This is a genomic window from Pseudomonas sp. MF7453, assembly GCF_016405455.1.
In the GTDB taxonomy this organism is placed as follows: Bacteria; Pseudomonadota; Gammaproteobacteria; order Pseudomonadales; family Pseudomonadaceae; genus Aquipseudomonas; species Aquipseudomonas paralactis.
In genome coordinates this window covers 61,851-86,424 of sequence record NZ_JAEKCN010000013.1, presented here as the reverse complement: position 1 = coordinate 86,424, position 24,574 = coordinate 61,851, and the positions used below count along the sequence as shown (strand labels likewise).

Below are 24,574 nucleotides of genomic sequence, written 5' to 3'. Positions count from 1 at the left end.
CTCCGGAAAGAATACTGGCCAGCGCCTTTGCCAATAACAAAGTGCTGGAGGTCAGAAACAGAGCGCTCTATGCGCTGGCAAGGCGCGCAACGGCAACACCGTGACAGGCAACCGGCCAACCACAATGTCGCTTGCGACGTTCAAAGACAGCGATAACGCGTTGTAGTTCTTGGTTTTTCTTATAAATCTACAGCTCTGATATGCTTTCCGGCCGCAGGCGGAGATAGCACCATGCAACTCATTGATATCGGCGTCAACCTGACCAACCCCAGTTTCGACGAGAGGCACCAGGCCGTCCTCGAACGTGCCTACGCCGCCGGCGTGCAGCAATTGGTGCTCACCGGCACCAGCATCGAGGGCAGCGAACAGGCCCTGGAGCTGTGTGTAAAACTGGATGAAAGCGGCCAGCGTTTGTTCAGTACCGCGGGTATCCACCCTCACTCTGCCAGCGACTGGAATGGCGACAGCGCGCAGCGCCTGCGTAGCCTGTTGGGAGACAGTCGGGTACGTGCCGTGGGTGAATGCGGACTGGACTTCAACCGCGACTTCTCCCCTCGCCCGCAGCAGGAAAAAGTCCTCGAACACCACCTGGCCCTGGCCGTCGAGCTGAAACTGCCGGTGTTTCTCCACGAGCGCGACGCCAACCAGCGCCTGCTGGAGATTCTCAAAGACTACCGCGACCACCTGCCCGCCGCGGTGGTGCACTGCTTCACCGGTGAACAAGCCGCGCTGTTCAGCTACCTGGACCTGGACTTGCACATCGGTATCACCGGCTGGATCTGCGATGAACGCCGTGGGACGCACCTGCATCCGCTGGTCAGGGAAATTCCCCGTGGCCGCCTGATGCTGGAAAGTGATGCGCCGTACCTGCTGCCGCGCACCCTGCGCCCCAAGCCGAAGAACGGTCGCAATGAACCGGCGTACTTGCCCGAAGTACTGCGCGAAGTGGCCTTGCACCGTCACGAAACGCTCGAAGACCTGGCGACCCACAGCACCGCCTGTGCCCGCCGCTTTTTCGGCTTGCCTGATGTGGATTGATGCCACCCATTGACCCAGGTCAAAAACGCGTTTCTGCGTAGCGGCACAATAATGGCACCTTGCCAATGCTGTTTCCGCTATCAGAGAAAACCTTCCATGGGTGCCTGGCTTAGCAATATCTCGCTCAAGTACAAATTCTGGGCCGTCAATGCGGTCGCCTTCATTACCACCCTGCTGCTGGTGCTGTACGCGGTACAGCTTGAGCAACAGGCACGCAGCCAGGCATCCCAGGCTTCGGCCCAGGCGCAGGGGCGCTTGCTCAGCGCCTGGCCTGCCGACAAAGCTCTGCCCACCAGCGAGCAATGGCTGACCTTTGCCCAGGGGCAAATCCCACAACTGGACGACCAGGCTCTTGCAGCCTTGAGCGTTGCCAGCGGTTGGGTCGAACTCAATCACATGCCACTGTTCGGCAACAACCCACTCATAGGCGCCGAGGTGATCAAGCGCGCTGACGGTCAACACGTCGCCGTGCTCGCCTACGCTCCCAGCCTTGGTCAAGTATTCAGCGAACGCTCCGCCAACTACGCCGTCGCTGTGGCGATCCTCATGCTGGCTATGCTCGGCGCCTCACAGCTGTTGATTCGCTTCCTGCTCAGCCAACTCAACACCCTCAAGGACGTGATGCTGCACGTCGAGAAAACCGGCGACCTGTCGGCGCGCGTACCCTTGGCCTGCAAGGACGAAGTCGGCCAAATGGCCAGTGCGTTCAATGCCATGCAGGCTGGCTACCAGCGCGTGGTCAACACCGTGGCACACACCGCCCGGCAACTGGATGACGGCGCCGCACGCCTGGCCAGCAGCATGAACGAGGTGCAGCACGGTATGCTCGGCCAGCAGAGCGAAACCGACCAGGCCGCCACCGCCATCAATGAGATGACCGCCACCGTCCACCATATCGCCCAGCACGCCGGTGCCACCCGCGACCTCTCCCAGACCGCCGACACCCTCGCCGGCAGCGGCCAGGCGGTGGTCACCCGGGTACAGCATTCAATTGCCGGGCTGTCCAACGGCGTGCAACAAACCGCCGAAATGATCCAGAAACTGGCCCAGGACAGCCAACAGATCAACGGCGTGGTCGGGGTGATCCACAGCATCGCCGAACAGACCAACCTGCTGGCGCTCAACGCCGCGATCGAAGCCGCCCGCGCCGGTGAAATGGGCCGAGGTTTCGCGGTGGTTGCCGACGAAGTGCGTAACCTGGCCAAGCGCGTGCAAAGCTCCACCGACGAAATCACCCGCATGGTCTCGGCGCTGCAAGCCGGTACTCGCGATGCGGTGGACTTCATGCAAGAAAGCTCATTCAAGGCCGACGACTGCGTGCAACAAGCCCAGGAAGCCGGCGCTGCACTGGCGCAAATCACCGGCGCGGTGGCACAAATGCGCGAGAGCAACACCCAGATCGCCGTCGCCGCCGAACAGCAAAGCCATGTGGCCGAAGAAATGAACCGCGCCGTGGTGAGTATTCGCGATGTCACCGAAAACACCGTGCAGCAGACCGTGTCGTCGGCAACCACCAGTAACGAACTGGCGACGTTGGCCGGGGAGTTGAGCAAGGCGATTGGGCAGTTGAAGCTGTAAGACTGCTCCACCTGTAATCCGATTCCTACCGCCAAGTTTCGGTTTACCTGAAGTTAAGGCGAAACTTCCTCGCCATCCCCGTGAATAACACCGACTTCTTTTACCCAAGAACCTCTGCAAAGTCCCTCGCCTGATCAAACAGTGCGAGGGATTGCAGGAGCAAAAAGAGGCCATATCCTGCTTCAACTGGTTCCTGTCAGCCGGTCAAGAATAGGTGTCCCCTGATGAGTTTTTTGGAAGACGAAATAGACGCAGCCTTTAATACCTTGAACATTGGCGCTGGAGAACTGAACGAAAAAAGCACGGAGCACAACCCTGACTTTTGGAAGGAAATACCGTATCGCATCAGCGAGAGGGATCTAATTCTGGTGGTATTTGACTCAACATATACCGCCTGGAAAATTGATAACTCTCGAGTTCTAGCATCTGTTCTAGGCGAAACCACCGGCTATCCATTTTGGATAACCGATAGCGAAATAACGTTTTTGGTGCATATGGATGATCATGACTGCGTCATTTGGGCATGAGGATCACTCCGCCAAACTGTTCTCTATAGCCCTAATAGCCAGCCTTGATTCGCTACCCCGCCCGTGCGCACCTAAACTCTGTCCAAGTTGTTCCAACGGACAGAGGACTCACGATCATGGGCAAACGTCACCCCAATCTCCCCGCCTGGCAATGGCGTCACTACCCACAAAACCATCAGCATCCGACCAACCTGGCGTTGCATATGATTGCCGTGCCGCTGTTTATCGTCGGCTTCCTGCTGATCGTTTCAGGGGTGTTCAGCCTGAGCCTGGCCAGCTTGGCTATCGGTGTGGTCGGCATCGTGGCGGGCCTGGCGTTGCAGCGTCACGGCCACAGCCTGGAAGCCCAGGCCAGTGAGCCATTCAGCGATCGTAAAGATGCGGTGCAACGCCTGGTGGTCGAGCAGTTTGTGACCTTCCCGCGCTTTGTGCTGAGCGGTGGCTGGTGGCGTGCCTGGCGGCAGCGTCACCACCACTGAGGGGGCCTAGGCGAATACCACCACGGTCTGGCGGCTGAGGGCGATCAACTCGCCGGTCGGGCTCCACAGCGCAGCGGCAGCGTGGCCGTAGCCGTCGCGGGCGTGCTCGATGTTGACGTGGTACTGGCACCAGTCGAGGGTGGTCAGGTTTTGCAGCGGCTGGATGAACTCGATGGTCCAGGTCAGGGTGCTGCCTGGCGCAGGCTTTTTCAGGTGCGGCAGCAAAGCCGGCGGCCAGGCGTCGACCAGGGCGAGGATATGCGCTTCGGTCAGTGGTTCTTCTTTCACATCCCCGCGCAACCGCACCCAACCGCCCATGTCGCGGGATTTATTGCCGGTAAACGGCAGGCCACCCACGGCCCAACGCATCGCCAAATGGCGCATGAACTCAGGGGTAACGCCCTTGATGTAGGGCAACTCCTGACACTCATCCCAATGCTTGAACACCGGCGCCGGTTCACTCGCCACGTCGATTTCCGAGGTTCGAGACGCGCCAAAACTGGCCTGCACCAGGGTCGCTACTTCACCGTTCTGGACCACGCGCCCAAGCAGCTGGCTGACGGCCTTGCCCTCACGCAGCACTTCGACTTGATAGCTGGCAGGCACGTCCGGCGCCACCGGGCCCACAAAAGTGATGGCCAGGGAGCGTAGAGGGCGATCCGCCGACACCTGGGCACGCAACGCCTCGTATTGCAAAGCGGCGACCAGGCCACCAAAGCTGGCACGGCCCTGGGCCCATTCGGCGGGAATGGTGACATCCAACGGGTTGCTTCGAGCAGCGTCGAGCAAATCACTAAAGCGCATGGCGACCTCACATCAAGACAATCGATGGGCAATTTTAACCACCGAGACGGACCGGCACAGCGCCCATTCCGGCCAAAAGCCGGACCGTGTCAAAAACAATCGGCGCTGAGTTTGTCCAGTACACGGTCAGCCTGCCCTTGGGCCTTGAGCATGGTGCGCTGCCAAGTGGCGACGCAAGGTTGCAGATCGGCCTGCTGCCCGGCCTGGGCCAACCACTGCCAGCAGTCATGCCAGTCGCCCAGGGCGCTTTGGGCTTTCTTCAATCGCGGCATGGCGTTGGCGGGTAGCTTATCCAGTTCGGGGTAAGCCTCGGCGGCGTAGCGCACACGCTTGATCAGCAAGCGCAAACGGTGGCGATCATGCTCGGGATCCTTCAGAGCGTGGTCGAGTGTTTGCCATTGTTTGGCCAAGCGTTTCTCGATGCGCGGGCGCAGCCCCTTGAGCAGTTTCTGGTGCTGGGAGGCGCGAATAAAACGAGGGAATGCATCCAGAATCAGCAACAGGTGCGCCAGTTCCGGGCTTTGCGCCACATGGCGATAGGCCTCGGGTTGCAGGCGCAGGCGCCGATCAGCCGCGTCGTGATAACCGTGCTGGTGCAAATAAGCCGCCAGAACCTCGCGGTCACGCAGCGGCGTGGTCAGTTGGCCCACCGTGCTGGCGGCCAATTCAAGTTGCTCCACACCGGGCAGCCCGCGCAGAGGGCGCAACAGGCTGCGCAAGCGCCGTACGGTGGTGCGCAAATCATGCAGGGCTTCATTGTCAGTGACGGCGGCGAGGCGAGCCTGGCAGCTCAGTAACCCTACTTCCAGGCCAATGACCTGAGCGACTAACTGATTGACCAACGCTGACATCCTGCCCTCACTTTCTGATGAATAATCCTACTCGCCGCTACAGGTCAACGCCCGGCGCGAGACTCACGAATATAGAACCGCGCCTTCTGGGCTTTGTTGGAGCACCCTTCAAACGCTTCAAACTGCTGCTGGGTCTTGGCGCCAGTCAATAGCGACAGAGCCTTGGAGTAACTCACGGTGCCAGCAAAACCTTCTGCCTTGGCCAGGTCGAGTTCTTTCCAGGCGGCATCCAATTGGGAACCGCAGCTGTCGCGGTAGGCCGTCTTGCCGGCACAGCCGGCCAAGGCCAGCACGATCACAGGCACACACATCCAGGCTTTCATTGATGACACCTCAAAATAAGCAAAATCATTCGTAGCCTGTAGACGTTGCCCACAGGGAAAAGTGCCTTGTCCTTAGCCTGATATCGGTCGTACCTATTGCCAGAGCATACCCGAGCGCAAAGGTTATCCTCGAAAAATATCGCGGGCCCAGCAGATGATTGAAGCCTCCCCCCTGATGGGTGCATTGTGGGCACCTGTTTTGCGAAGGACTGGGTCATGAAAAAACGTGTTGCCTTAGTGCTGGGCTCCGGGGGAGCCAGGGGCTACGCCCATATCGGGGTGATCGAAGAAATCGAACGACGCGGTTATGACATCGCCTGTATCGCCGGCTGTTCGATGGGCGCGGTGGTGGGCGGCATCTATGCCGCCGGCAAGCTGGACGAGTATCGAAACTGGATAGAAAGTCTGGACTACCTCGACGTGTTGCGCCTGGTGGATGTGAGCTTTCGCCTGGGTGCGATTCGCGGCGAAAAAGTCTTCGGGCAGATCCGCAAGATCGTCGGCGACATCAATATCGAAGAGCTGCGCATCCCCTACACCGCCGTGGCTACCGACCTTACCAACCAACAGGAAATCTGGTTTCAGGAAGGCTGCCTGCACCAGGCCATGCGCGCATCGGCGGCGATCCCGAGCCTGTTCACGCCGGTGATGCAGGGCAACCGGATGCTGGTGGACGGCGGGCTGCTCAACCCGCTGCCCATTGTGCCGGTGGTGTCGAGCCACTGTGATTTGATCATCGCGGTCAACCTCAATGCCACCAACCAGAAACACTATCGGCTGCCGGTGATCCAGCGTCCGCCGGCGTTCAAGAGCCGCTTCAACAGCCTGGCCAAGTCCCTGGGCTCGCACCTGCCGTTTCGCCGCAAGCAGGCCGAGCAGTTGATGAAGCTGGAACAAGAAGCCTTGCAGGCCCAGGCCGCCGAGATCAACCCGTGGCTGGAGTCTGCCGAACCCGAGGCCCAGCAACCTGCCGCGGCGCCGGAGAAAGCCGGCGCACCGAAGTCGGCGACCGGCTCGTTCATCATCGACAACGTCGGGCCTGCGTCGCTGCTGGACCTGATCAACCAGAGTTTCGAGGTGATGCAAACCTCATTGGCGCAGTACAAAATCGCCGGGTACCCGCCGGATGTACTGATCAACGTGCCGAAGCGGGTGTGCCGGTTTTTCGAGTTTTACAAGGCGCCGGAGTTGATCGCCCTGGGGCGGGAGATTGCCAGTGATACGCTGGATCGGTATGAGAGTGAGCAGGCTTGAGTGTGTGGGTGTTGCTGATGGCCTCATAGGGGCATAGGTATCTACACAACTCTCTGGTGCGAGGCCGGACTTGTGGGAGGGGGCTTGCCCCCGATGGCGGCCTAAGAGCCGACCAGGATGCTGGACTTTGATCGAGTGCATATCCGTTATTTAGGTGACGGCTGCTATTGGTTCCGCCCTTACGGCGGCTCACTTTTGAAAAGCGCAAAAGTAAGCAAAACGCTCTTGCCCCACCACTCGGCACCTCGCTTAGGCTCGGTGTGCCCGTAATCCGCCATGGATTTGGGGGGCCGCCGCCACGCGCCATCCATGGCGCGGGGCGGCTAAACCGGCATCCCTGCCGGTTTACCCCCCAAATCCCTGTCGAATTCCGGCCAGCGTGGTTTGACGGGGCGCCTAAGATCAAGATCAAAAGCAGATCAAGAGCAAGAGCGACTCGCTTCGCATCGTGGTTACGGTTGGCAGTGGCTACAAAAGTTGTGTAGATACCCATGCTCATCGGGGCCCCACCCACATATTGATCCGTGAGTACATTCAAATGTGGGAGGGGGCTTGCTCCCGATGAGGCCAGTTCTAATAACAGTGAACTCAAGCACTCAACAACCGATACCCCACCCCCGCCTCAGTCACGATAAACCGAGGCTGGGTCGGGTCATCCGCCAGTTTCTGGCGCAGGTGCCCCACCACGATTCGCAGGTAATGGCTGTCTTCGGTATGGGTCGGGCCCCAGATGTCTTTGAGCAATTGCTGCTGGGTAATCACCCGCCCCGGATGCCGTGCCAGTTGCGCCAGCACCGCGTACTCCTTGCGGGTCAGCGCCACCTCGGCGCCGTCCAGCAGCACGCGGCGATACGCCAGGTCCACCGTCAGCGGGCCAAAATTCAAGGCGGCTTCCTGGGTCTCGCCCGCCGGTGCCTGGCGCAACAAGGCGCGCACGCGGGCGAGAAACTCCTGAATGCCAAAAGGTTTGGTCACGTAGTCATTGGCGCCACCGTCGAGGGCCTCGACCTTTTGGCCTTCGCTGGCCCGCACGGACAGCACCAGCACCGGCACCGTCGACCACTCGCGAAACTCGCGCAGCACCTGCTGGCCGTCCATGTCGGGCAGGCCCAGGTCGAGCACCAGCAGGTCCGGCTTGTTCAGAGCCGCTTGCGCCAGGCCTTCGTTGCCGGTGCCGGCCTCGATCACTTTATAGCCCTGGGAGGCCAGGCTGATGCGCAGGAATTTGCGGATCTGCGGTTCGTCATCAATGACGAGAATCGTCGCGGTCTGGCTCATGGTGTCTCATCAAAATCCATTAAAAAATCACCCCCCTGTAGGAGCGAGCTTGCTCGCGAAAAAAACATAGGCACCGCGTAGACTCAGGACGCCATCTTTATCGTTAACGACCTTCGCGAGCAAGCTCGCTCCTACAGGATTATTCCAGAACAGGTTGTGTGGGCAGTGGTAAAAACAAAGTGATGCAGGTGCCCCGCCCCTCAATGCCTTCAGCCACGCTGATATGCCCGCCGTGCGCGCCCACCATACCCTGGCAGATCGCCAGGCCGAGGCCGGTGCCCTGCCCGCCTCGATCACCGCGGGCAGCGGTGTAGAACATGTCGAAGATCTTCGCACGCTCTTCCTCGGGAATTCCCGGCCCTTCATCCGCCACGGCAAAAAACAACTGCTCATCCCGCACGCCCGCGCTCAACTGCAAGCGACCCTGGGGCGGCGAAAAACGGGCGGCGTTTTCCAGCACATTGACCAATGCCTGTTCGATCAGCGCCGCATGCACATACAACAACGGCAGTTCCGACGGTACCTCGGTGCTCACTTGCAACGGCGCCAGCACCGCACGCAAACGCCCGAGAGCGCTGCCAACAATATCGGCGGGCGACACCCAATCGCGTGCCAGTTTCAGCGCGCCGTGGCCCAGGCGCGTCATGTCCAGCAGGTTCTGGATATAGCGGTCCAGGCGTTCGGCTTCATCGCGGGTGCCTTCAAGTAATTCGCGACGATCCTCCAGAGGAATGGCTTCACCGAGGGCCAGCAGGCTATCGATGCTGCCGCGCATGGAGGTCAGCGGCGTGCGCAAATCGTGGGACACCGACGCCAGCAAGGCGCTGCGCAGTTGTTCGGTTTCGCCGTGCAGGCGCGCCGACTCCAACTCTTGCCCCAACTGCGCCCGCGCCAGCGCCTGGGCCAGTGGCTGGCTCAAGGCGGTGAGCAAACGCCGGCGTTGCCCGCTCAACTCCAGGCCCGGTTTGGCGCTGACACCGAGCAAGCCCAGCGGTCCCTCTTCACCCGACAACGGCCACCACCACCAACGTCCAAACGGCAAGGTGCCGGTGCCCATACCGGCAGGCTGATCATGCTGCCAGGCCCAATCGGCGGCTGCGCGTTCGGCTTCGGTGAGGGTCAATGGGCCACCGGTTTCGACCGTCCAGCCGCCCTGACCGTCGCGATTGACGAGGCACAGGTCAAGGTCGCTCCAGCCTTGCAGATGGTGGGCGGCGGCGCTGATCACGGCTTGGCGATCGGTGGCCGCCGTGAGCTTGCGCGACAGGTCGAGCAGCTCGCTGGTCTCTTCCTGGGTATCGCGCAACGCCTGCAACTGGCGGCGCTGACGTGCGGCGAGGTTGCCGGTCAACGCCGCCATTAACAGAAAGAACAACAGGGTCAGCACGTCTTCTTCACGCTGGATAGCGAAGGAGAAATTGGGCGGGATAAACAGAAAATCGTAAGTCAAAAACGACAGTGCCGCACACACCAGGGACGGCCCCAGACTGCTGCGCACCGCCACCAGCAGCACGGCGGCGAGAAATACCAAAGAGATGTTCGGCAGCGCCAACGCACTGGACACGGCCCAGGCCACTGCGGCAGCGGCGAGGGTCGCCACCACCGCCAAGGCGTAATCGAACCACACCAACCCGCGTACATCCGGCAGGCGTGGCGGTGCAGGCATGTCATCGCTGTCGAGGACGTTGATTTCCAAGCCGCGGGCATTGCGCAACAGGCGTGCCGCCAAGCCGCCACCGAACAGGCGCCGCCGCCAGCGCATCCGTGACTGGCCTACCAGCAGCAAGCTGGCACGGCGCTCGGCGGCGTGCTGGATCAGGGTCTTGGCGACTTCCCCGGCGCGCAGCAACACCACTTCGCCGCCCAACCGCTCCGCCAGTTGCTGGGCATTTTGCAGACGCAAGCGCGACTGCTCATCCCGCGCCCGGCCGTTATCGACATGCACCAGGCTCCAGGGCAAATGCCGACGCTGGGCCACACGGCTGGCATGACGCACCAGGCGTTCGGCTTGCGCATCGCCATCCACGCCCACCAGCAAACGCCCGCGAACCGCCGGCGCGGCCTGGCCGAGTTGGCGATAGCCCTGGGCCAGGTCGTCGTCGACGTGGGCGGCGGCGGTTTGCATCGCCAGCTCGCGCAGGGCCATGAGGTTGGTCTGGGTGAAAAACGCATCAATGGCCGCACGGGCCTGCTCCGGCACATACACCTTGCCGTCACGCAGACGCTCAAGCAGCTCGCGGGATGGCAAGTCGATCAGCAGCAGTTCGTCGGCCTCTTGCAGCACCCAGTCCGGCAGGGTTTCGCGCACTTGCACGCCGGTGATGCCACGCACTTGGTCATTGAGGCTTTCCAGGTGCTGGACGTTGACCGTGGTGAATACGTTGATGCCGGCCGCGAGCAGTTCCTGGATGTCTTGCCAGCGTTTTTCATGACGGCTGCCAGGGGCGTTGCTGTGGGCCAGTTCATCGACCAGCACCAGTTTTGGCTTGGCGGCGAGCAGGCCGTCGAGGTCCATTTCTTCGAGCATCACGCCACGGTATTCGCTGCGCAACAACGGTTGTTGCGGCAGGCCGCTGAGCAAGGCTTCGGTCTCGGCGCGGCCATGGGTTTCGACCACCCCGGCGATAAGCCGCACGCCCTGACGCAGTTGGGTGTGGGCCGCCTGGAGCATGGCGTAGGTTTTGCCCACGCCAGGCGCAGCGCCGAGGAAGACTTTGAGCCGACCACGGCCCGCCCGGGGCAGATCGGCTAACAGGGCATCGGCGCGGCCGGCGTCGCTCATGCTCGGGGGTTCCTTCAGGTATTTATAGAGAGTCTTCAAGGCCGCCATCGCGGGCAAGCCCGGCTCCCACAGTGGAATACATTCCAAATGTGGGAGCCGGGCTTGCCCGCGATGGCAATCGTCTTGCTTACAACGCTTCCAAAGCCATGTTCAAGGCCAATACGTTTACTACAGGCGGGCCTACCAGAGGGCTTTGGATGTGCTCATCCAGCAACCGCTGCAAGGTCGACACTGGCACATTTCGCGCCGCCGCTACTCGCGCCAGTTGATAGGCAATCGCCTGCGGTGGCAAGTGTGGATCAAGGCCGCTGCCCGAGGTCGTCAGGGAGGCCAATGGCACCGGGCCCTGGCCAGGCACTGACTGTTTGCCGGCATCCTCGATTATGCGGGTCGCCAGGGCAGGATTGCTGGGGCCCAGGTTACTGGCACTGCTGGACACCGTCGCAAAGGCCCCTGCTGATGGACGTGGGTGAAACCAACTGTCGCCGGTAAAGTCCTGGGCGATCAGGCTGGAGCCGCGCACCTTGCCGCTGGCGTCGCGCACCAGGCTGCCATTGGCCTGGTCGGGGAACGCGACCTGTGCCACGCCAGTGACCACCAGCGGGTAGGCCACGCCGGTGATCAGGGTCATGAGTACCAGCAGGCTCAGGGCCGGGCGAATGATGTTTGTCATAGTCAAATCCTCAATAAATCAGACAGGTCAAACCAGGTGCAGCGCGGTCAGCAGCATGTCGATGGCCTTGATCCCCACGAACGGCACCAACAGCCCGCCCAGCCCATAGATCAGCAGATTGCGCCGCAACAGCGCCGCCGCACTCGCCGCCTGCACCCGCACGCCGCGCAGCGCCAGGGGAATCAGCACGACGATAATCAAGGCGTTGAACACAATGGCCGAAAGGATCGCGCTCTGCGGGCTCTGCAAGTGCATGATGTTGAGCACGCCCAGTTGCGGGTAGATCGAGGCGAACAACGCCGGCAGGATCGCGAAGTATTTGGCCACGTCGTTGGCGATGGAAAAGGTCGTCAGCGCGCCACGGGTGACCAGCAATTCTTTGCCGATCTGTACCACGTCAAGCAGCTTGGTCGGGTCGCTGTCGAGGTCGACCATGTTGGCCGCCTCGCGTGCGGCCTGAGTGCCGTCGTTCATGGCCATGCCGACGTCAGCCTGGGCCAGCGCCGGGGCGTCGTTGGCGCCGTCGCCACACATGGCAACCAGGCGACCATCGTTCTGCTCATGGCGAATACGTGCAAGTTTCTTCTCAGGCGTGGCTTCGGCCAGCACATCATCCACACCCGCCTCAGCGGCAATCGCGGCGGCGGTCAGCGGGTTGTCGCCGGTGACCATCACGGTACGAATCCCAAGCTTGCGCAGCTCGGCAAAACGCTCGCGGATGCCGGGCTTGACCACGTCCTTGAGGTGGATCGCACCCAACAATTTTCCGTCAGCGCACACCAGCAAGGGAGTACCGCCGCTTTGGGCGATCTTGTCGATTTCCCGGGACAGCGCAGGTAACAGCTCGCTGCGTTGCTGGCCGATAAACGCCAGCAGCGAATCCACCGCACCTTTGCGGAACACGCGGCCCTGGTAGTCGACACCCGACAAGCGGGTCTCGGCGCTGAAGGGTACGGCGGTCAACTCATCCAGGCTCGGCTCGGCCTGCGGGTGCAAGGCACGCAGGTATTCAACGATGGACTTGCCTTCCGCCGTGTCATCGGCCAGGGATGCCAGCAGCGCGCCTTCAGCCAATTCCAGACCACTGACGCCAGGCGCCGCGACCACGGCCGAACAGCGACGGTTACCAAAGGTGATGGTGCCAGTCTTGTCCAGCAGCAACACATGCACGTCCCCCGCCGCTTCCACCGCGCGGCCGGACTTGGCAATCACGTTGAGGCGTACCAGGCGGTCCATGCCGGCAATCCCGATGGCCGACAACAGGCCACCAATGGTGGTGGGGATCAGCGTCACCAGCAGTGCGACCAGGAACACCAGGGGCAAGCTGCCATTGGCAAAGTGGGCGAACGGCTGCAGGGTCACGACCACCAGCAGAAAGATCAGGGTCAGGCCGATCAGCAGAATATCCAGCGCGACTTCGTTGGGGGTTTTCTGGCGCTTGGCGCCTTCCACCAGCGCGATCATGCGGTCCAGCGTGGACTCGCCCGGGTTGGCAGTGATGCGGATCAGCAGCCAGTCCGACACCAGCCGCGTGTTGCCGGTGACGGCCGAACGGTCGCCGCCAGACTCGCGGATCACCGGGGCGGATTCGCCGGTAATCGCCGCTTCGTTGACCGCCGCAATCCCTTCGACGACCTCGCCGTCACCGGGGATCATTTCCCCGGCGGCAACACGCACCACATCGCCCTTGCGCAGGCTGGTGGCAGGCACCACCTTGAAGCTGCCATCGGCTTCCTGGCGTCGGGCGCTCAAGCCTTCGCTGCCAGCCTTGAGGCTGTCGGCGCGGGCCTTGCCGCGGCCTTCGGCCAGGGCTTCGGCGAAGTTGGCGAACAGCACGGTGAACCACAGCCACACGGCGATTTGCACCGCTACAAAAGTGGGCACGGTGGTGTCGGGCACGAAGCACAACACGGTGGTGAGGATGGCGGTCAGCTCGACCACCAGCATCACTGGCGAGCGTTGCAGTTGGCGTGGGTCCAGCTTGACGAACGCCTGGACCAGCGCCGGGCGCCACAGCGCCGAGATGGCGGTTTTGGCAGGCTCCTGGGGTTTGACCGGGGCCGCGTTTTTTGCAGGCATATTCATTCTCATATCCCTTAACTAGAAGCCCATGCTCAAGTGTTCAGCGATGGGGCCCAACGCCAGCGTCGGCAGGAAAGTCAGGCCGCCCACCAACAAAATGGTCACGGTCAACAAGGTCACGAACAGCGCACCATGGGTGGGGAAGCTGTTCTGGCCAATCGGTGCGGCTTTCTTCATCGCCAGGCTGCCGGCCAGGGCCAGTACCGGGAGGATGTAGCCGAAGCGGCCGATCAACATGCCCAGGCCCAGCATCAGGTTATGGAATGGTGTGTTGGCGCCGAGGCCGGCAAACGCCGAACCATTGTTGGCACTGGCCGAGGTGTAGGCGTAGAGCAACTGACTGAAGCCGTGTGGGCCAGGGTTACTGATAGCGCCCGCCGGGCCCGGGAGGCTGGCAGCGATAGAACTCAGCACCAGCACACCAACCGGCATCACCAACAGGGTCACCACCAACAATTGCACTTCCCTGGCCTGGAGTTTCTTGCCCAGGTATTCCGGGGTGCGGCCGATCATCAAGCCGGCAAGGAACACCGCGATCAACACATTAAGCAACATGCCGTACATACCGGCACCGACACCGCCGAAGATCACTTCGCCGACCATCATGTTGACCAGCGCCACCATCCCACTCAGAGGGCTGAGGCTGTCTTGCATACCATTGACCGAGCCGTTGGACGCCGCGGTAGTGGTCACCGACCACAGCACGGTACCGGTGGTGCCGAAGCGTGTTTCTTTGCCCTCCAGCGGTGCGGTTTGCTCTACGGCCGGGTTGTTCAGGGTTGGGTTGGGCTGGTATTCGGACCACAGCGACGTCGCGCCGCCGATCAAGAACAGCGCCAGCATGCACGCGAGGATCGCCCTGCTCTGACGCAGATCCTTGACGTAGTGGCCGAAGGTAAACACCAGTGCCACCGGGATCAGAATGATCGAGGCCACTTCAAACAGATTGGCCCAGGCCGTCGGGTCTTCGAACGGATGCGCCGAGTTCACGCCGAAGAAGCCACCGCCGTTGGTGCCCAATTGCTTGATTGCAATCTGGCTGGCGGCCGGCCCCAGGGGAATCACCTGATCCACGCCTTGCAGCGTGACCGCATCAACATAGTGGGCGAAGGTTTGCGGTACGCCCTGCCACACCAGAAACAGCGCGAGCACCAGGCACAACGGCAACAGGCCGTAGAGGGTAGCGCGGGTCATGTCGACCCAGAAGTTGCCCAGGGTCTGGGCAGATTTGCGCCCGATCCCACGGCAAAGTGCGACCAGCACGGCCAGGCCGGTCGCGGCGCTGACGAAGTTCTGCACCGTGAGGCCGGCCATCTGACTTAGATAACTTAGGGACGCCTCACCGCTGTAGTTCTGCCAGTTGGTATTGGTCATGAAACTGACGGCGGTATTAAACGCCAAGGTCCATTCCTGGCCCGGCAGGTTTTGCGGGTTCAGCGGGAGGGAGCCTTGAAATAACAGAATAGAGAACAGCAGCAGGAAGCCGGCGAGGTTGAATGCGAGCAACGCCAGCATGTACTTCTGCCAGCTTTGTTCCTGCTGTGCGTCCACACCCGACAGGCGATAACAGGCGTTTTCCACCGGCCCCAGCACCGGGCTGAGCCAGGTGCGCTGGCCCTCCATCACCTTGTAGTAGAACCGCCCCAGGAACGGAGCCGGCACCAGTACCACGGCAAAGAAGGCGATGATCAGCCAATAGTCATAACTGTGCATAGCCGCTCCTAGTTCCGATCCGCGCGTAACAGCGCAACCAGCAGATAAATGAACAGCGCCACGGCCAATAGCAGTGACACCCCGTCCAGAACGCTCATGGGAGTTTCTCCTTCGTGCGGCGATTGCCGCGTGTGGGGGCATTGTCCGCAGGAGGGGCGTAAAGGAACGAGAGCGAGGGGCTGGGTGGGGCGTAAAGATGGCGTAAAGAGTGGGTTTATGCGGGGCTTACAGCGGGGTTTGCAGTGGCCGGGAGGGCCTCTTCGCGGGCAAGCCCGGCTCCCACATTCGACTGCGTTCTTTCAGTTAACACTCGGTCAAGTGTGGGAGCGGGCTTGCCCGCGAAAGCGCCCGCCAAGTCACCACCGCACTTATGTGGTGCAACTCATGCCACATTCAAACGCCAAACCGTCCCCCCGGCGACATAGGCACTGTTTTACGACATAGTTCTGAGGCTTGGCATAGCCACTGCAACACCTTGAATCATTCCAAACGGTTCAGGGAGCGCAGCACAATGAACACACAACTCAAACCCACCTTGGGCACCCTGCATCTCTGGGGCATCGCCGTGGGGCTGGTGATCTCCGGCGAGTATTTCGGCTGGAGCTATGGCTGGGGCGTCGCCGGGACCTTAGGGTTTCTGGTGACCTCATTAATGGTCGCCGCGATGTACACCTGCTTTATCTTCAGTTTCACCGAACTGACCACCGCGATTCCCCATGCCGGAGGCCCCTTTGCCTACAGCCGTCGCGCCTTTGGTGAAAAAGGCGGCTTGATTGCGGGGCTGGCTACCCTGATCGAATTCGTCTTCGCTCCGCCCGCAATCGCCCTGGCCATCGGCGCCTACCTGAACGTGCAGTTCCCGGCACTCGACCCCAAGCACGCCGCCGTCGGCGCTTATATCGTATTCATGGGCCTGAACATCCTCGGAGTCAAACTTGCCGCGACCTTTGAGCTGGTGGTGTGCGTACTCGCCGTCGCCGAACTGCTGGTATTCATGGGTGTGGTTGCCCCGGCCTTCAGCTTCAGCCACTTCGCCCTCAACGGCTGGGCCGGTTCCGACACCTTCGGCGCCCCGGCGATTGCCGGGATGTTCGCGGCGATCCCCTTCGCCATCTGGTTCTTCCTCGCCATCGAAGGCGCGGCCATGGCCGCCGAAGAAGCCAAGGACCCCAAGCGCACCATTCCGAAGGCCTACATCAGCGGCATCCTCACCCTGGTGATCCTGGCCATGGGCGTGATGTTCTTCGCCGGTGGCGTGGGTGACTGGCGTACCCTGTCGAACATCAACGACCCACTGCCCCAGGCGATGAAAACCGTAGTGGGCGACAGCTCCGGGTGGTTGCACATGCTGGTATGGATTGGCCTGTTCGGTCTGGTGGCGAGCTTCCACGGCATCATCCTCGGCTACTCGCGCCAGTTCTTCGCCCTGGCCCGCGCCGGTTACTTGCCGCCCTTCCTGGCCAAACTGTCGCGCTTCCAGACGCCCCACCGCGCCATCATCGCCGGCGGCGTAGTCGGCATCGCCGCCATTTACAGCGACGGCCTGATCAACCTGGGCGGCATGACCCTGACCGCCGCGATGATCACCATGGCGGTGTTCGGCGCCATCGTCATGTACATCATGAGCATGCTCAGCCTGTTCAAACTGCGCAAGACCGAGCCCCTGCTGGAACGCACCTTCCGCGCGCCGGGCTACCCCATCGTGCCGGGTATTGCGCTGGTACTGGCGGTGGTGTGCCTGGTGGCGATGGCCTGGTTCAATGCCTTGATCGGGCTGATCTTCCTGGGCTTTATGCTGGCAGGCTTCATCTACTTCCAACTGACCGCACAAGACCGCGCCGACGCACCGGCGGATGCAATGTTGACGGGACTATAGCGCCCGCGAGGCAGAACGGGCCTACACTGAACTACTCAGAAAGCCCGTGACTCAAAGCAGTCATTACCGTGGGAAACTTTCCCACGGACATCTGCCTCAAGGAGAGCCTTATGCCGTGGTATGCGTGGTTGATTATGGTAGTAGCGATCGGGTCGATCGTCGGTGGCCTGATGATGCTGCGTGACAGCGCCAACAAGGTGGAACTCACCGACGAACAACGCAAACGCGTAGCCGAGCGCAATGCGCAGGCGGATGCCAAGGATGCGCAAGACCGATAAACACTTATTCCCTCGTGGCGAGGGAGCTTGCTCCCGCTGGGCTGCGAAGCAGCCCCCTACTCCCATTCCGCCTTGGCAATATGCAACCCATGTTGCCCCTTATAGGCCGCACGCTCCGGCTGGCTCCAACCACTGAGCAACTCATCCTCCAGCCTATAGATCTCAACCCCCAACGGACGACACACCGTCAGCGGGTCCTGCGCCTCCGGCCCCCACATCGGCAACGACAAATCCCCACCCGGGCACGTCGACAACGCACACAGCAAATCAATCTCGGCAAAAAACTCCAGGTAATCGCCCTTCTGCGCCGGACAGGCTTTCATAAAGTACATGTCATCGTGATTGAGCCCCGTGCACTGGAAAATATTCAACACGTCATGCACGTCGAATTCCGTCAGGCCGTGGGGCAATACCGCACGAGTCAGATTCGAGTGGCAATGGTGATGAAAGTCCTCCCCGGTCAGCATACGGTTCACATAGGGATCGCACCGCGTGCCAAGCAGGTCGTGCAGGCGCCCGCCGTGCTCATCGATGCCGTAGCTGGCGAGGCTGTCGTCAGTAATAGTCACCAGCGGCCTTAGAAACGGCAGGTTCGACCACAACCGGTCATGGGTACTGACATGAGCGCCCTGAAGCTGCCGAGTGCGCGCGGCCCACAAGCGTTCGCGTGGGTCATTGGCATTCCAGACGTTGAAGTCCCCCACCTGCGGGCCAACCGGCGTGGTCACACGAAACACATGCCCGGCGGGCACCTTCCACGCCCTCCCCGTTCGAATCGGCACCTCAAACTGTTCGATCAACGTACGCTGGCCTTTCTGATCACGAATACGCTCATAGAACGCCGTATCCACCTGCAACGCCGAACCTTTGCTGACCTGGTACGCGGCGGGATAGTCTTTGTACATGCGGCAATCCTCCATCAAGGGTGATCAAACAAAGCAAGGGAAAGGTGTTCTGAATCGTCCAGGTACAGACTCATCGCCTCACTGGCAGCCTGGGTTTGGTTGCTGGTTAACAGTGTGTATATCTCTAGGTCGCGCTCCAGCCAGGGCGACTGGAAACGCTGCTCATCCGGCGCAGCGCAAAACACCAGACGCAACTGGGCAATCACCTGGGCGAAGAACTCGTCGAACAACGGGCTGCCCATCAACGCGACGATCTGTTGGTGGAACACAAGACTGTGGGTGGCCACCGCTCGCCAATCCTCGCGCTCCCGGGCCAGGGTGGTGGCGTCGATGGCGTTTTGCATACGGCCTGATTGAGCGTCCGTCAGCGGGCCACATTGGGCTATTGCCCGCAACTCCAGGGTGCGGCGGACTACGAAGAGATCACGCACCTCTGCTCGCTCCAGGCGCCGAACCATTACGCCCTTGTTGCGGACATAGCGGGTAAGGCCTTCTTGGCCCAGGCGATGCAGCGCCTCACGGATGGTATTGCGTGAGGCGTTGTACGCCTTGACTAACTCCGCCTCGACGAGCGAAACACCCGGCAGCAACCGCCCGCCGATGATGTCGGCGCGTAGTTCCAGGGCTATTTGGTCGGCTAACGACAAGCTGAGTGTCATGGTTACCTCAAGATTGTTGAACAATCGTTGAGATGGATGTAATCACGTTTCATGCCAATGCATGATTGAAAAGAAATAGACGCAAGCCCGATAAAGGAAAGGCCGGTCAATGACCGGCCTTCTGGGCGATATTCACATCCTCAGTTGATAACCAACCTGTCGCGATTCTTCTCCAGCAGTGCTTTGCCGATGCCTTTCACTTCCAGTAACTCATCCACCGCGGTGAACGGACCGTTGCTTTCGCGATACGCAACGATTGCCTTCGCCTTGGAAGCGCCTATACCAAACAGATCACGGCGCAGGGTTTCGGCGTCGGCGGCGTTGAGGTTGACCTTGGAGGATTGCTCGGGCTTGGTCATCTGGGTGGAGATCGGGGTTGGGGGCTCTGGCTTGATGGACGGCGCAGCGGTGGTGGCGACGGAGAGGCTGGTGAGGAAGGCGAAGATTAGGGAGGAAATGTAGAGGTTTTGCATTGGTGACGCTCCATGACATCAATGTGAGAAAAAGCAGCTTTTCCGAAGCTGCTTTTTAAACTTAGATGATGCTGGGAGAGAGTCAAAAGCGAGTGGGTAACAACGTGTAACTCGGCCTCGCCCTACTGTGTGCGATCTACGTGCTAAACATATTTAGGAGCGCTAAAGCTTGAATTCGATAACGGACTCGAGAATTATTTTAGGAGAGTAACGCGACAACGCGTCAGCTGTCATAAACCCTGTAAGGACTGCACAGGTATTGACTCCAAGGGCCATACCCACCTGGACGTCTTTTCCTGTATCGCCCACCACCCAATCATGCGAAGTTAAATTGGACACCTTCTGAGCAATCAGAAATTCCTTGGTATTTCGCTGCTCGGTCACCATCACCTCGTCAAAATACCCGAGTAAATTCAACGCTTCCAACTGCACGTGAACAGGGTTGACGAACTGACGAGCCGTACATACGTACAGCCGCGCTGACTCTTTTAACTCGTCCAGCGCCTCATGTATGCCTGTAAAATTAACATCCCTTTCTAGAAAAGAAGGACTTTCGATTAGCGCCATCCAGTCACGTCTGAATTCAGTGACGGCACGCGCATTGAAACCGAACCGATCTGACACTATCGTTTCGTTGGAGTGACCCGCAAACTTCAGTTCCCAGTATTCGGAAAAACTGAGCTTGGACTCAGGAACCAAGTGTTGAAAAAGCTGATGCAGACGCGGCTTGGAATCGATTAGCGTTCCATCGAGATCGAAGATTATATTCACATGAGACTCTTAAAGTAGGCAATTTCAGTACTCAAGCCCAATGTAAAATCAATCTCTTCGGGCAACAAATATTTCTTCAACCGCGTTGTATCGAAAACGAAGTCTCTTTTGGTACCGTTAAACTCACGCTGCACAACCTCGACCTGCGCGCCGCTGAGCAGGATCAACTGATCCAATACGGACCTGATTGACACCGCGTGGCCACCGACGAGGTTCACCACACCAACATCCTCATTTAACTCAACAGCGGCAAGAATTGACCGCACAACATCATCAATATAAATAAAGCTTCTTAACTCAGCACCGTCACCATACAGCTCGACAGGTTGAGCATCCAAGATACGCTTGATGGTTTTGGGGAGAAATTTTTCATATTTCTCTTCGCCCGGGCCGTACACATGACCAACACGCAAAATGTGCCGATCAATATGTTGCTCTCGTGCAAATACAGAGATCATTTGCTCACAGTACAGCTTCGACCAGCCATATAAAGTAGCAGGTACAGTCGCTGTGGCCTCCGAGATAACCGTGTCTGCAGCGTAAACATCGAGCGTGCTCGTAAATACTATTTTTCGCAGTGCATTAAAGGGCAGGCTCAGCAGTTTTTCTGTGAATGAGATATTTTCATTGCAGGCTGCGATGACATTTGCCTCTGCCCCATTCTTGGGGGTGTAGGCGCCAGCATGAATGACAATTTCGACCTCTTGAAGTTTGTCGAAGTCCTGTTGACTCAGACCAAAGTCAGGCAACTGCTTGTCATAGACGACGCTCTGACATTTACTGGTGGTCTGCGAACTGAATGCAACAACGTGCGTACTGCCCCATTTCGCTATCGCAGCATCCAGCAGACGTCCCCCGATAAAGCCTGACGCTCCAGTAATCAGGACTTTCATAAGAATATGATCTCATCACGAATGCCCTGCTCAGTTGTCAATACCGGGCGAGTATCCATACCTCGAAGCCACATCAAGTCATTGGGTAAAGGGTTAATCTTCGTTTCGAGCTGCGGAAACTCGTTATACAGAGCGATATCCTTAAAGATCTCGGGCATGTTCAAACCCGCTTCTGTAAAGAACTGAACCGTTGTAAAAAATCGTGAAATATTGATTTCTGTAGGGTTTGGAACACCATCAAACCCGTAAGCCATGTCAACGCCGAATATCCCATGTGGTTTTTTCGAAACCGATTTGACACAGTTAATAGCAATGTCAGTGGCTTGGTCGTTGGTACACGTCACACCGACTTTGGTGACGCCAGTAACACCGGAAATGCTTCGGTTGCCGTGTGTCCAGCTGCGACGCTCACGAGACTGCGCAACGACCAAGTTACCTTCGTGCCATATAGAAAGCCATGTAATAGTATCTGGCGTAAGCAACTCAGCGGCGACGAAGTCGCCCCACCCTTTGTAATGATCAATCCAGGCCTTCGCCAGTGTAAAATCATTGGTAGGTATGGCACCCTTACCGCCACCACCGATAGAAGATGCACGCAACCAAATTTTTCCATCGGCGTTACCCAGTGCTTTAAATGCCTCTTTAAGATCCTGTTCGTCATTGATCATAATATTGCGAGGTACAGGCACGCCTGCCTGTTTGAATGCTTCATACGACTTGTGCTTATGCACGCAGGTATCAATGACGTCGTGGTCAGGCATGAAAAGCTTGGTGCCCGTTGCCAATATATCATCGCGTATCAAAGAGGCGTGAAAGATCTCCAAATCATTCTGGAAATGCACCAAGTCAGGCTTTTCGGCCTCAAGCAATTGCAGCAACTTCTGCTTGTACTCTGGAGAGTTGGCGTATGGAATATAAAACTTTTTGCTCGCTTTGGATAATGCAAGATCAGAAGGTTCGGATCCCATACCGATGACAGTCTCGCCTTTGCGGCCCATCATAAGGGAGTTAATAACGCCTTCAGAAGGTGCGCCACCGGCCCCTGCGATAAGTATTTTAGACATTTGAGACTCCCATCTGTGAAGCACAGCACTTGAACTGCGCAAAAATAAATTCTTTTAATGACCAATAAAAATTGGAGCCAGTGATGTACATGTGATCCAGACAACCGGGTAATTCAAGATGCCCGCATGACCGGCGTATGTTACTGGAACACCAGTATAGACACACGCCTGGCTTAAGCATTGCGCGCTAAAACACTATGGTTCCAATCGCCGTTGCTGGTAAATCCAATCAACGATTTCACCATCCGGAGTGTAACCACTGACGGTATCACGTAACAGTTGGCGGACTCGGCTATAGTCATCCTGATCGACCGCTGCAAGCAATTCCGTCAATTTGATCTTTAGCGTCTCCCAAGGCAGATGATCCTCGTTGGCACTCATAATCATTGGGTGCTGCGTTGCCACCACGTTGTCACCGATCAACAACTCTTCGTACAGCTTTTCACCAGGACGCAAACCCGAGAACTCGATAGCGATGTCACCGTGAGGGTTCTTGTCAGAACGTACACTCAACCCGGACAGATGAATCATCTTTTCGGCCAGCTCGACAATCTTCACGGGTTCGCCCATATCGAGGACGAACACATCACCCCCAAGGCCCATGGACCCAGCCTGTATAACCAGTTGCGCCGCTTCGGGAATGGTCATGAAGTAGCGGGTTATTTTCGGGTGGGTAACCGTTAACGGACCGCCAGATTTGATCTGCTTATGGAACAACGGGATTACAGAGCCGGAAGAACCCAGGACGTTGCCGAATCTCACCATCGTGAAGCGGGTTTTATTCACCCGGGAGACATTGGACTTGTCACCGAACAGCACGGGGGCAAGCTCACGACTCAAAGCTTGAAGGGTGAGTTCAGCCAGACGCTTGGTGCTACCCATGACATTGGTTGGTCGAACAGCCTTATCCGTCGAAATCAGGACAAAATTCGATGCGCCAGCCTGAAGTGCCGCTTGAGCGGTGTTCAGTGTGCCAATAACATTATTCAACACACCTTCTGCAATGTTGTGCTCGACAATGGGTACATGCTTATACGCCGCCGCGTGGTAAACCGTGTCGACACGCCAGGTCTTCATCACGTCAAGCAACTTTGCCTGATCACGCACGGACCCCAATATCGGGAGTAATTTGACCGGCAATGAATTCCGGGTAATACGCTGTTCAAGCTCAGAAAGAATGCTGTAGAGATTGAACTCACTGTGCTCGAACAACAGCAGGGTCATAGGCTTGAGTTCGAGAATTTGCCGGCACAGCTCAGAACCAATTGACCCGCCCGCACCGGTTACAAGCACATTCTGCCCTTTGATACAGTGCTCGAGCAGTTCATCTTGGGCAGGCACCGAATCACGGCCGAGCAAGTCAGCGATATCGACTTCTTGAATATCGTCAACTTTGACTCGGCCGCTGGCGAGGTCCATAAAACCGGGAACGCTGCGAACGTGGAGTGGGAAGCCCTCCAGAAAACCAAGAATCTCGCGGCGCCGCCCACGGCTTGACGATGGAATGGCCAACAGAACTTCCTGCGCTCCCGTGACATCGATCATGCGCTGGATATGCTTGGCCTTATAGACTTGAAGCCCGGAAATGACACGATCGGAAATGGTGGTATCGTCATCGATGAATGCCACTGGACGCATAACGCGCCCCATGCGCAGTGCTGCGACCAGTTGATTGCCCGCCGCACCGGCACCATAGATCGCGACACGCGGAAGGCCGTCTTCACGGCTGGTAAATGGCACATGCTGTGCCGCCGCAAACCAATCGCCCAAAAAGTACTGGCGCATGATCAAGCGCAGACCGCCGACCATGATCAAACTTAACCACCAATAATTGAAGATGATTGAGCGGGGCACGACATTTTGATGGTTACTGTACCAGTAGACCACAACACCTAAAATCAGTGATGAAAGACTGACAGCCTTGATAATCGCTACCAGTGCATCATTGCCAAAATAGCGCATGACAGCACGATACATACCAAAGCGAATAAAAAGCGGAATAGCCACCACCGGTGCAGCCAAGAACAGCCAAAGATGCATTTTGACCGGGTTGATCATCTCATCAATGCCGAGGCGAACAACAAACGCCATCCACAGCGCCAGAAAAACCAGGACAACGTCCGCAACTACCTGTATCAGTCGTTTCTTGTGACGAGGCAGTTTCAATAGCCAAGTGCGCAACCGGTTAATCATGATTCACCTACGGTCCTTGCGTTTGATCAAAATTCTTGTCGACCGCGCAATAAACGCAGAACAAAAAACACACTGTACGG

Annotated in this window: 23 protein-coding genes; 7 read left to right on the top strand and 16 right to left on the bottom strand. The window is 58.7% G+C overall.

The window, feature by feature from the left end; all coding sequences use genetic code 11:
* Positions 1-231 precede the first annotated feature (231 nt).
* The 4 genes from JFT63_RS20405 to JFT63_RS20390 all read left to right on the top strand — a co-directional run bounded on the left by JFT63_RS20405 (position 232) and on the right by JFT63_RS20390 (position 3,622).
* A complete protein-coding gene (locus JFT63_RS20405; protein ID WP_057703794.1) occupies positions 232-1,038 on the top strand; it encodes a TatD family hydrolase in 807 nt (268 codons plus the stop codon).
* Positions 1,039-1,134: 96 nt separating this feature from the next.
* Positions 1,135-2,616, top strand: a complete 1,482-nt coding sequence (locus JFT63_RS20400) for a methyl-accepting chemotaxis protein (protein ID WP_198708706.1) — start codon at positions 1,135-1,137, stop codon at positions 2,614-2,616.
* Between the two features lie 224 nt (positions 2,617-2,840).
* Entirely contained in the window at positions 2,841-3,143 is a 303-nt protein-coding gene (locus JFT63_RS20395) for a hypothetical protein (protein WP_198844622.1), read from the top strand.
* A gap of 116 nt (positions 3,144-3,259) precedes the next feature.
* Positions 3,260-3,622, top strand: a complete 363-nt coding sequence (locus JFT63_RS20390) for an Mpo1-like protein (protein WP_057703796.1) — start codon at positions 3,260-3,262, stop codon at positions 3,620-3,622.
* Between the two features lie 6 nt (positions 3,623-3,628).
* On the opposite strand, the gene JFT63_RS20385 is transcribed toward JFT63_RS20390, so the two are convergent.
* From JFT63_RS20385 to JFT63_RS20375, 3 genes are all read right to left on the bottom strand, one after another.
* A complete protein-coding gene (locus JFT63_RS20385) occupies positions 3,629-4,426 on the bottom strand; it encodes an acyl-CoA thioesterase (protein WP_186562145.1) in 798 nt (265 codons plus the stop codon).
* Between the two features lie 89 nt (positions 4,427-4,515).
* The gene (locus JFT63_RS20380) at positions 4,516-5,277 is read right to left on the bottom strand and encodes a CHAD domain-containing protein (protein ID WP_198708707.1); all 762 of its coding nucleotides are present in this window, start codon (positions 5,275-5,277) and stop codon (positions 4,516-4,518) included.
* Between the two features lie 44 nt (positions 5,278-5,321).
* Complete coding sequence (locus tag JFT63_RS20375; RefSeq protein WP_005786355.1) at positions 5,322-5,600, bottom strand: hypothetical protein; 279 nt, start codon at positions 5,598-5,600, stop codon at positions 5,322-5,324.
* Between the two features lie 216 nt (positions 5,601-5,816).
* Here JFT63_RS20375 and JFT63_RS20370 point away from each other — a divergent pair, with 216 nt between their 5' ends.
* The gene (locus JFT63_RS20370) at positions 5,817-6,854 is read left to right on the top strand and encodes a patatin-like phospholipase family protein (protein ID WP_057703799.1); all 1,038 of its coding nucleotides are present in this window, start codon (positions 5,817-5,819) and stop codon (positions 6,852-6,854) included.
* Between the two features lie 588 nt (positions 6,855-7,442).
* Here JFT63_RS20370 and JFT63_RS20365 read toward each other — a convergent pair.
* The 6 genes from JFT63_RS20365 to kdpF form a co-directional block, all read right to left on the bottom strand.
* Entirely contained in the window at positions 7,443-8,132 is a 690-nt protein-coding gene (locus JFT63_RS20365; RefSeq protein WP_057703800.1) for a response regulator, read from the bottom strand.
* Positions 8,133-8,271: 139 nt separating this feature from the next.
* Positions 8,272-10,914, bottom strand: coding sequence for a sensor histidine kinase (locus JFT63_RS20360; RefSeq protein WP_057703801.1), 2,643 nt, complete (start codon positions 10,912-10,914; stop codon positions 8,272-8,274).
* Between the two features lie 127 nt (positions 10,915-11,041).
* Positions 11,042-11,587 carry a potassium-transporting ATPase subunit KdpC gene (gene kdpC / locus JFT63_RS20355; protein ID WP_057703802.1) on the bottom strand — a complete coding sequence of 182 codons (546 nt, stop codon included), beginning with the start codon at positions 11,585-11,587 and terminating at the stop codon, positions 11,042-11,044.
* A 27-nt stretch (positions 11,588-11,614) separates the two neighbouring features.
* Positions 11,615-13,672 carry a potassium-transporting ATPase subunit KdpB gene (kdpB, locus tag JFT63_RS20350; protein ID WP_198844621.1) on the bottom strand — a complete coding sequence of 686 codons (2,058 nt, stop codon included), beginning with the start codon at positions 13,670-13,672 and terminating at the stop codon, positions 11,615-11,617.
* A 15-nt stretch (positions 13,673-13,687) separates the two neighbouring features.
* Entirely contained in the window at positions 13,688-15,382 is a 1,695-nt protein-coding gene (gene kdpA, locus JFT63_RS20345) for a potassium-transporting ATPase subunit KdpA (protein ID WP_198844620.1), read from the bottom strand.
* A gap of 8 nt (positions 15,383-15,390) precedes the next feature.
* The gene (gene kdpF / locus JFT63_RS20340) at positions 15,391-15,480 is read right to left on the bottom strand and encodes a K(+)-transporting ATPase subunit F (protein ID WP_003218754.1); all 90 of its coding nucleotides are present in this window, start codon (positions 15,478-15,480) and stop codon (positions 15,391-15,393) included.
* A gap of 413 nt (positions 15,481-15,893) precedes the next feature.
* Here kdpF and eat point away from each other — a divergent pair, with 413 nt between their 5' ends.
* Positions 15,894-17,258 carry an ethanolamine permease gene (gene eat, locus JFT63_RS20335; RefSeq protein ID WP_186563386.1) on the top strand — a complete coding sequence of 455 codons (1,365 nt, stop codon included), beginning with the start codon at positions 15,894-15,896 and terminating at the stop codon, positions 17,256-17,258.
* Between the two features lie 110 nt (positions 17,259-17,368).
* Positions 17,369-17,536, top strand: a complete 168-nt coding sequence (locus tag JFT63_RS20330) for a DUF2897 family protein (RefSeq protein ID WP_003172675.1) — start codon at positions 17,369-17,371, stop codon at positions 17,534-17,536.
* A gap of 56 nt (positions 17,537-17,592) precedes the next feature.
* Here the strand turns inward: JFT63_RS20330 and JFT63_RS20325 are convergent, their stop codons facing one another.
* The 7 genes from JFT63_RS20325 to JFT63_RS20295 form a co-directional block, all read right to left on the bottom strand.
* A complete protein-coding gene (locus JFT63_RS20325) occupies positions 17,593-18,441 on the bottom strand; it encodes an urea carboxylase-associated family protein (protein WP_198844619.1) in 849 nt (282 codons plus the stop codon).
* Positions 18,442-18,455: 14 nt separating this feature from the next.
* Positions 18,456-19,100 (bottom strand): GntR family transcriptional regulator, encoded by a 645-nt coding sequence (locus JFT63_RS20320; RefSeq protein WP_198844618.1) that lies wholly within the window; start codon positions 19,098-19,100, stop codon positions 18,456-18,458.
* Positions 19,101-19,240: 140 nt separating this feature from the next.
* A complete protein-coding gene (locus tag JFT63_RS20315; RefSeq protein ID WP_057703809.1) occupies positions 19,241-19,573 on the bottom strand; it encodes a ComEA family DNA-binding protein in 333 nt (110 codons plus the stop codon).
* Positions 19,574-19,735: 162 nt separating this feature from the next.
* Positions 19,736-20,344, bottom strand: a complete 609-nt coding sequence (locus JFT63_RS20310; RefSeq protein WP_186562344.1) for an HAD hydrolase-like protein — start codon at positions 20,342-20,344, stop codon at positions 19,736-19,738.
* A complete protein-coding gene (locus JFT63_RS20305; protein ID WP_133633424.1) occupies positions 20,341-21,237 on the bottom strand; it encodes an NAD-dependent epimerase/dehydratase family protein in 897 nt (298 codons plus the stop codon). Before JFT63_RS20305 ends, JFT63_RS20310 begins: the two co-directional genes overlap by 4 nt.
* Positions 21,234-22,301, bottom strand: a complete 1,068-nt coding sequence (locus JFT63_RS20300) for a carboxylate--amine ligase (protein WP_133633423.1) — start codon at positions 22,299-22,301, stop codon at positions 21,234-21,236. The genes JFT63_RS20305 and JFT63_RS20300 overlap by 4 nt, the downstream gene beginning before the upstream one ends.
* A gap of 195 nt (positions 22,302-22,496) precedes the next feature.
* On the bottom strand, positions 22,497-24,494 hold the full coding sequence (locus JFT63_RS20295) for a polysaccharide biosynthesis protein (protein WP_166644894.1): 1,998 nt from the start codon (positions 24,492-24,494) through the stop codon (positions 22,497-22,499).
* Between the last annotated feature and the right edge of the window lie 80 nt (positions 24,495-24,574).

What these genes read in the sequence shown, in the direction of transcription:
- JFT63_RS20405 (WP_057703794.1), top strand. Translation starts at nt 232, where the DNA reads ATGCAACTCATTGATATCGGCGTCAACCTGACCAACCCCAGTTTCGAC.
- JFT63_RS20400 (WP_198708706.1), top strand. Translation starts at nt 1,135, where the DNA reads ATGGGTGCCTGGCTTAGCAATATCTCGCTCAAGTACAAATTCTGGGCC.
- JFT63_RS20395 (WP_198844622.1), top strand. Translation starts at nt 2,841, where the DNA reads ATGAGTTTTTTGGAAGACGAAATAGACGCAGCCTTTAATACCTTGAAC.
- JFT63_RS20390 (WP_057703796.1), top strand. Translation starts at nt 3,260, where the DNA reads ATGGGCAAACGTCACCCCAATCTCCCCGCCTGGCAATGGCGTCACTAC.
- JFT63_RS20385 (WP_186562145.1), bottom strand. Translation starts at nt 4,426, where the DNA reads ATGCGCTTTAGTGATTTGCTCGACGCTGCTCGAAGCAACCCGTTGGAT.
- JFT63_RS20380 (WP_198708707.1), bottom strand. Translation starts at nt 5,277, where the DNA reads ATGTCAGCGTTGGTCAATCAGTTAGTCGCTCAGGTCATTGGCCTGGAA.
- JFT63_RS20375 (WP_005786355.1), bottom strand. Translation starts at nt 5,600, where the DNA reads ATGAAAGCCTGGATGTGTGTGCCTGTGATCGTGCTGGCCTTGGCCGGC.
- JFT63_RS20370 (WP_057703799.1), top strand. Translation starts at nt 5,817, where the DNA reads ATGAAAAAACGTGTTGCCTTAGTGCTGGGCTCCGGGGGAGCCAGGGGC.
- JFT63_RS20365 (WP_057703800.1), bottom strand. Translation starts at nt 8,132, where the DNA reads ATGAGCCAGACCGCGACGATTCTCGTCATTGATGACGAACCGCAGATC.
- JFT63_RS20360 (WP_057703801.1), bottom strand. Translation starts at nt 10,914, where the DNA reads ATGAGCGACGCCGGCCGCGCCGATGCCCTGTTAGCCGATCTGCCCCGG.
- kdpC (WP_057703802.1), bottom strand. Translation starts at nt 11,587, where the DNA reads ATGACAAACATCATTCGCCCGGCCCTGAGCCTGCTGGTACTCATGACC.
- kdpB (WP_198844621.1), bottom strand. Translation starts at nt 13,672, where the DNA reads ATGAATATGCCTGCAAAAAACGCGGCCCCGGTCAAACCCCAGGAGCCT.
- kdpA (WP_198844620.1), bottom strand. Translation starts at nt 15,382, where the DNA reads ATGCACAGTTATGACTATTGGCTGATCATCGCCTTCTTTGCCGTGGTA.
- kdpF (WP_003218754.1), bottom strand. Translation starts at nt 15,480, where the DNA reads ATGAGCGTTCTGGACGGGGTGTCACTGCTATTGGCCGTGGCGCTGTTC.
- eat (WP_186563386.1), top strand. Translation starts at nt 15,894, where the DNA reads ATGAACACACAACTCAAACCCACCTTGGGCACCCTGCATCTCTGGGGC.
- JFT63_RS20330 (WP_003172675.1), top strand. Translation starts at nt 17,369, where the DNA reads ATGCCGTGGTATGCGTGGTTGATTATGGTAGTAGCGATCGGGTCGATC.
- JFT63_RS20325 (WP_198844619.1), bottom strand. Translation starts at nt 18,441, where the DNA reads ATGTACAAAGACTATCCCGCCGCGTACCAGGTCAGCAAAGGTTCGGCG.
- JFT63_RS20320 (WP_198844618.1), bottom strand. Translation starts at nt 19,100, where the DNA reads ATGACACTCAGCTTGTCGTTAGCCGACCAAATAGCCCTGGAACTACGC.
- JFT63_RS20315 (WP_057703809.1), bottom strand. Translation starts at nt 19,573, where the DNA reads ATGCAAAACCTCTACATTTCCTCCCTAATCTTCGCCTTCCTCACCAGC.
- JFT63_RS20305 (WP_133633424.1), bottom strand. Translation starts at nt 21,237, where the DNA reads ATGAAAGTCCTGATTACTGGAGCGTCAGGCTTTATCGGGGGACGTCTG.
- JFT63_RS20300 (WP_133633423.1), bottom strand. Translation starts at nt 22,301, where the DNA reads ATGTCTAAAATACTTATCGCAGGGGCCGGTGGCGCACCTTCTGAAGGC.
- JFT63_RS20295 (WP_166644894.1), bottom strand. Translation starts at nt 24,494, where the DNA reads ATGATTAACCGGTTGCGCACTTGGCTATTGAAACTGCCTCGTCACAAG.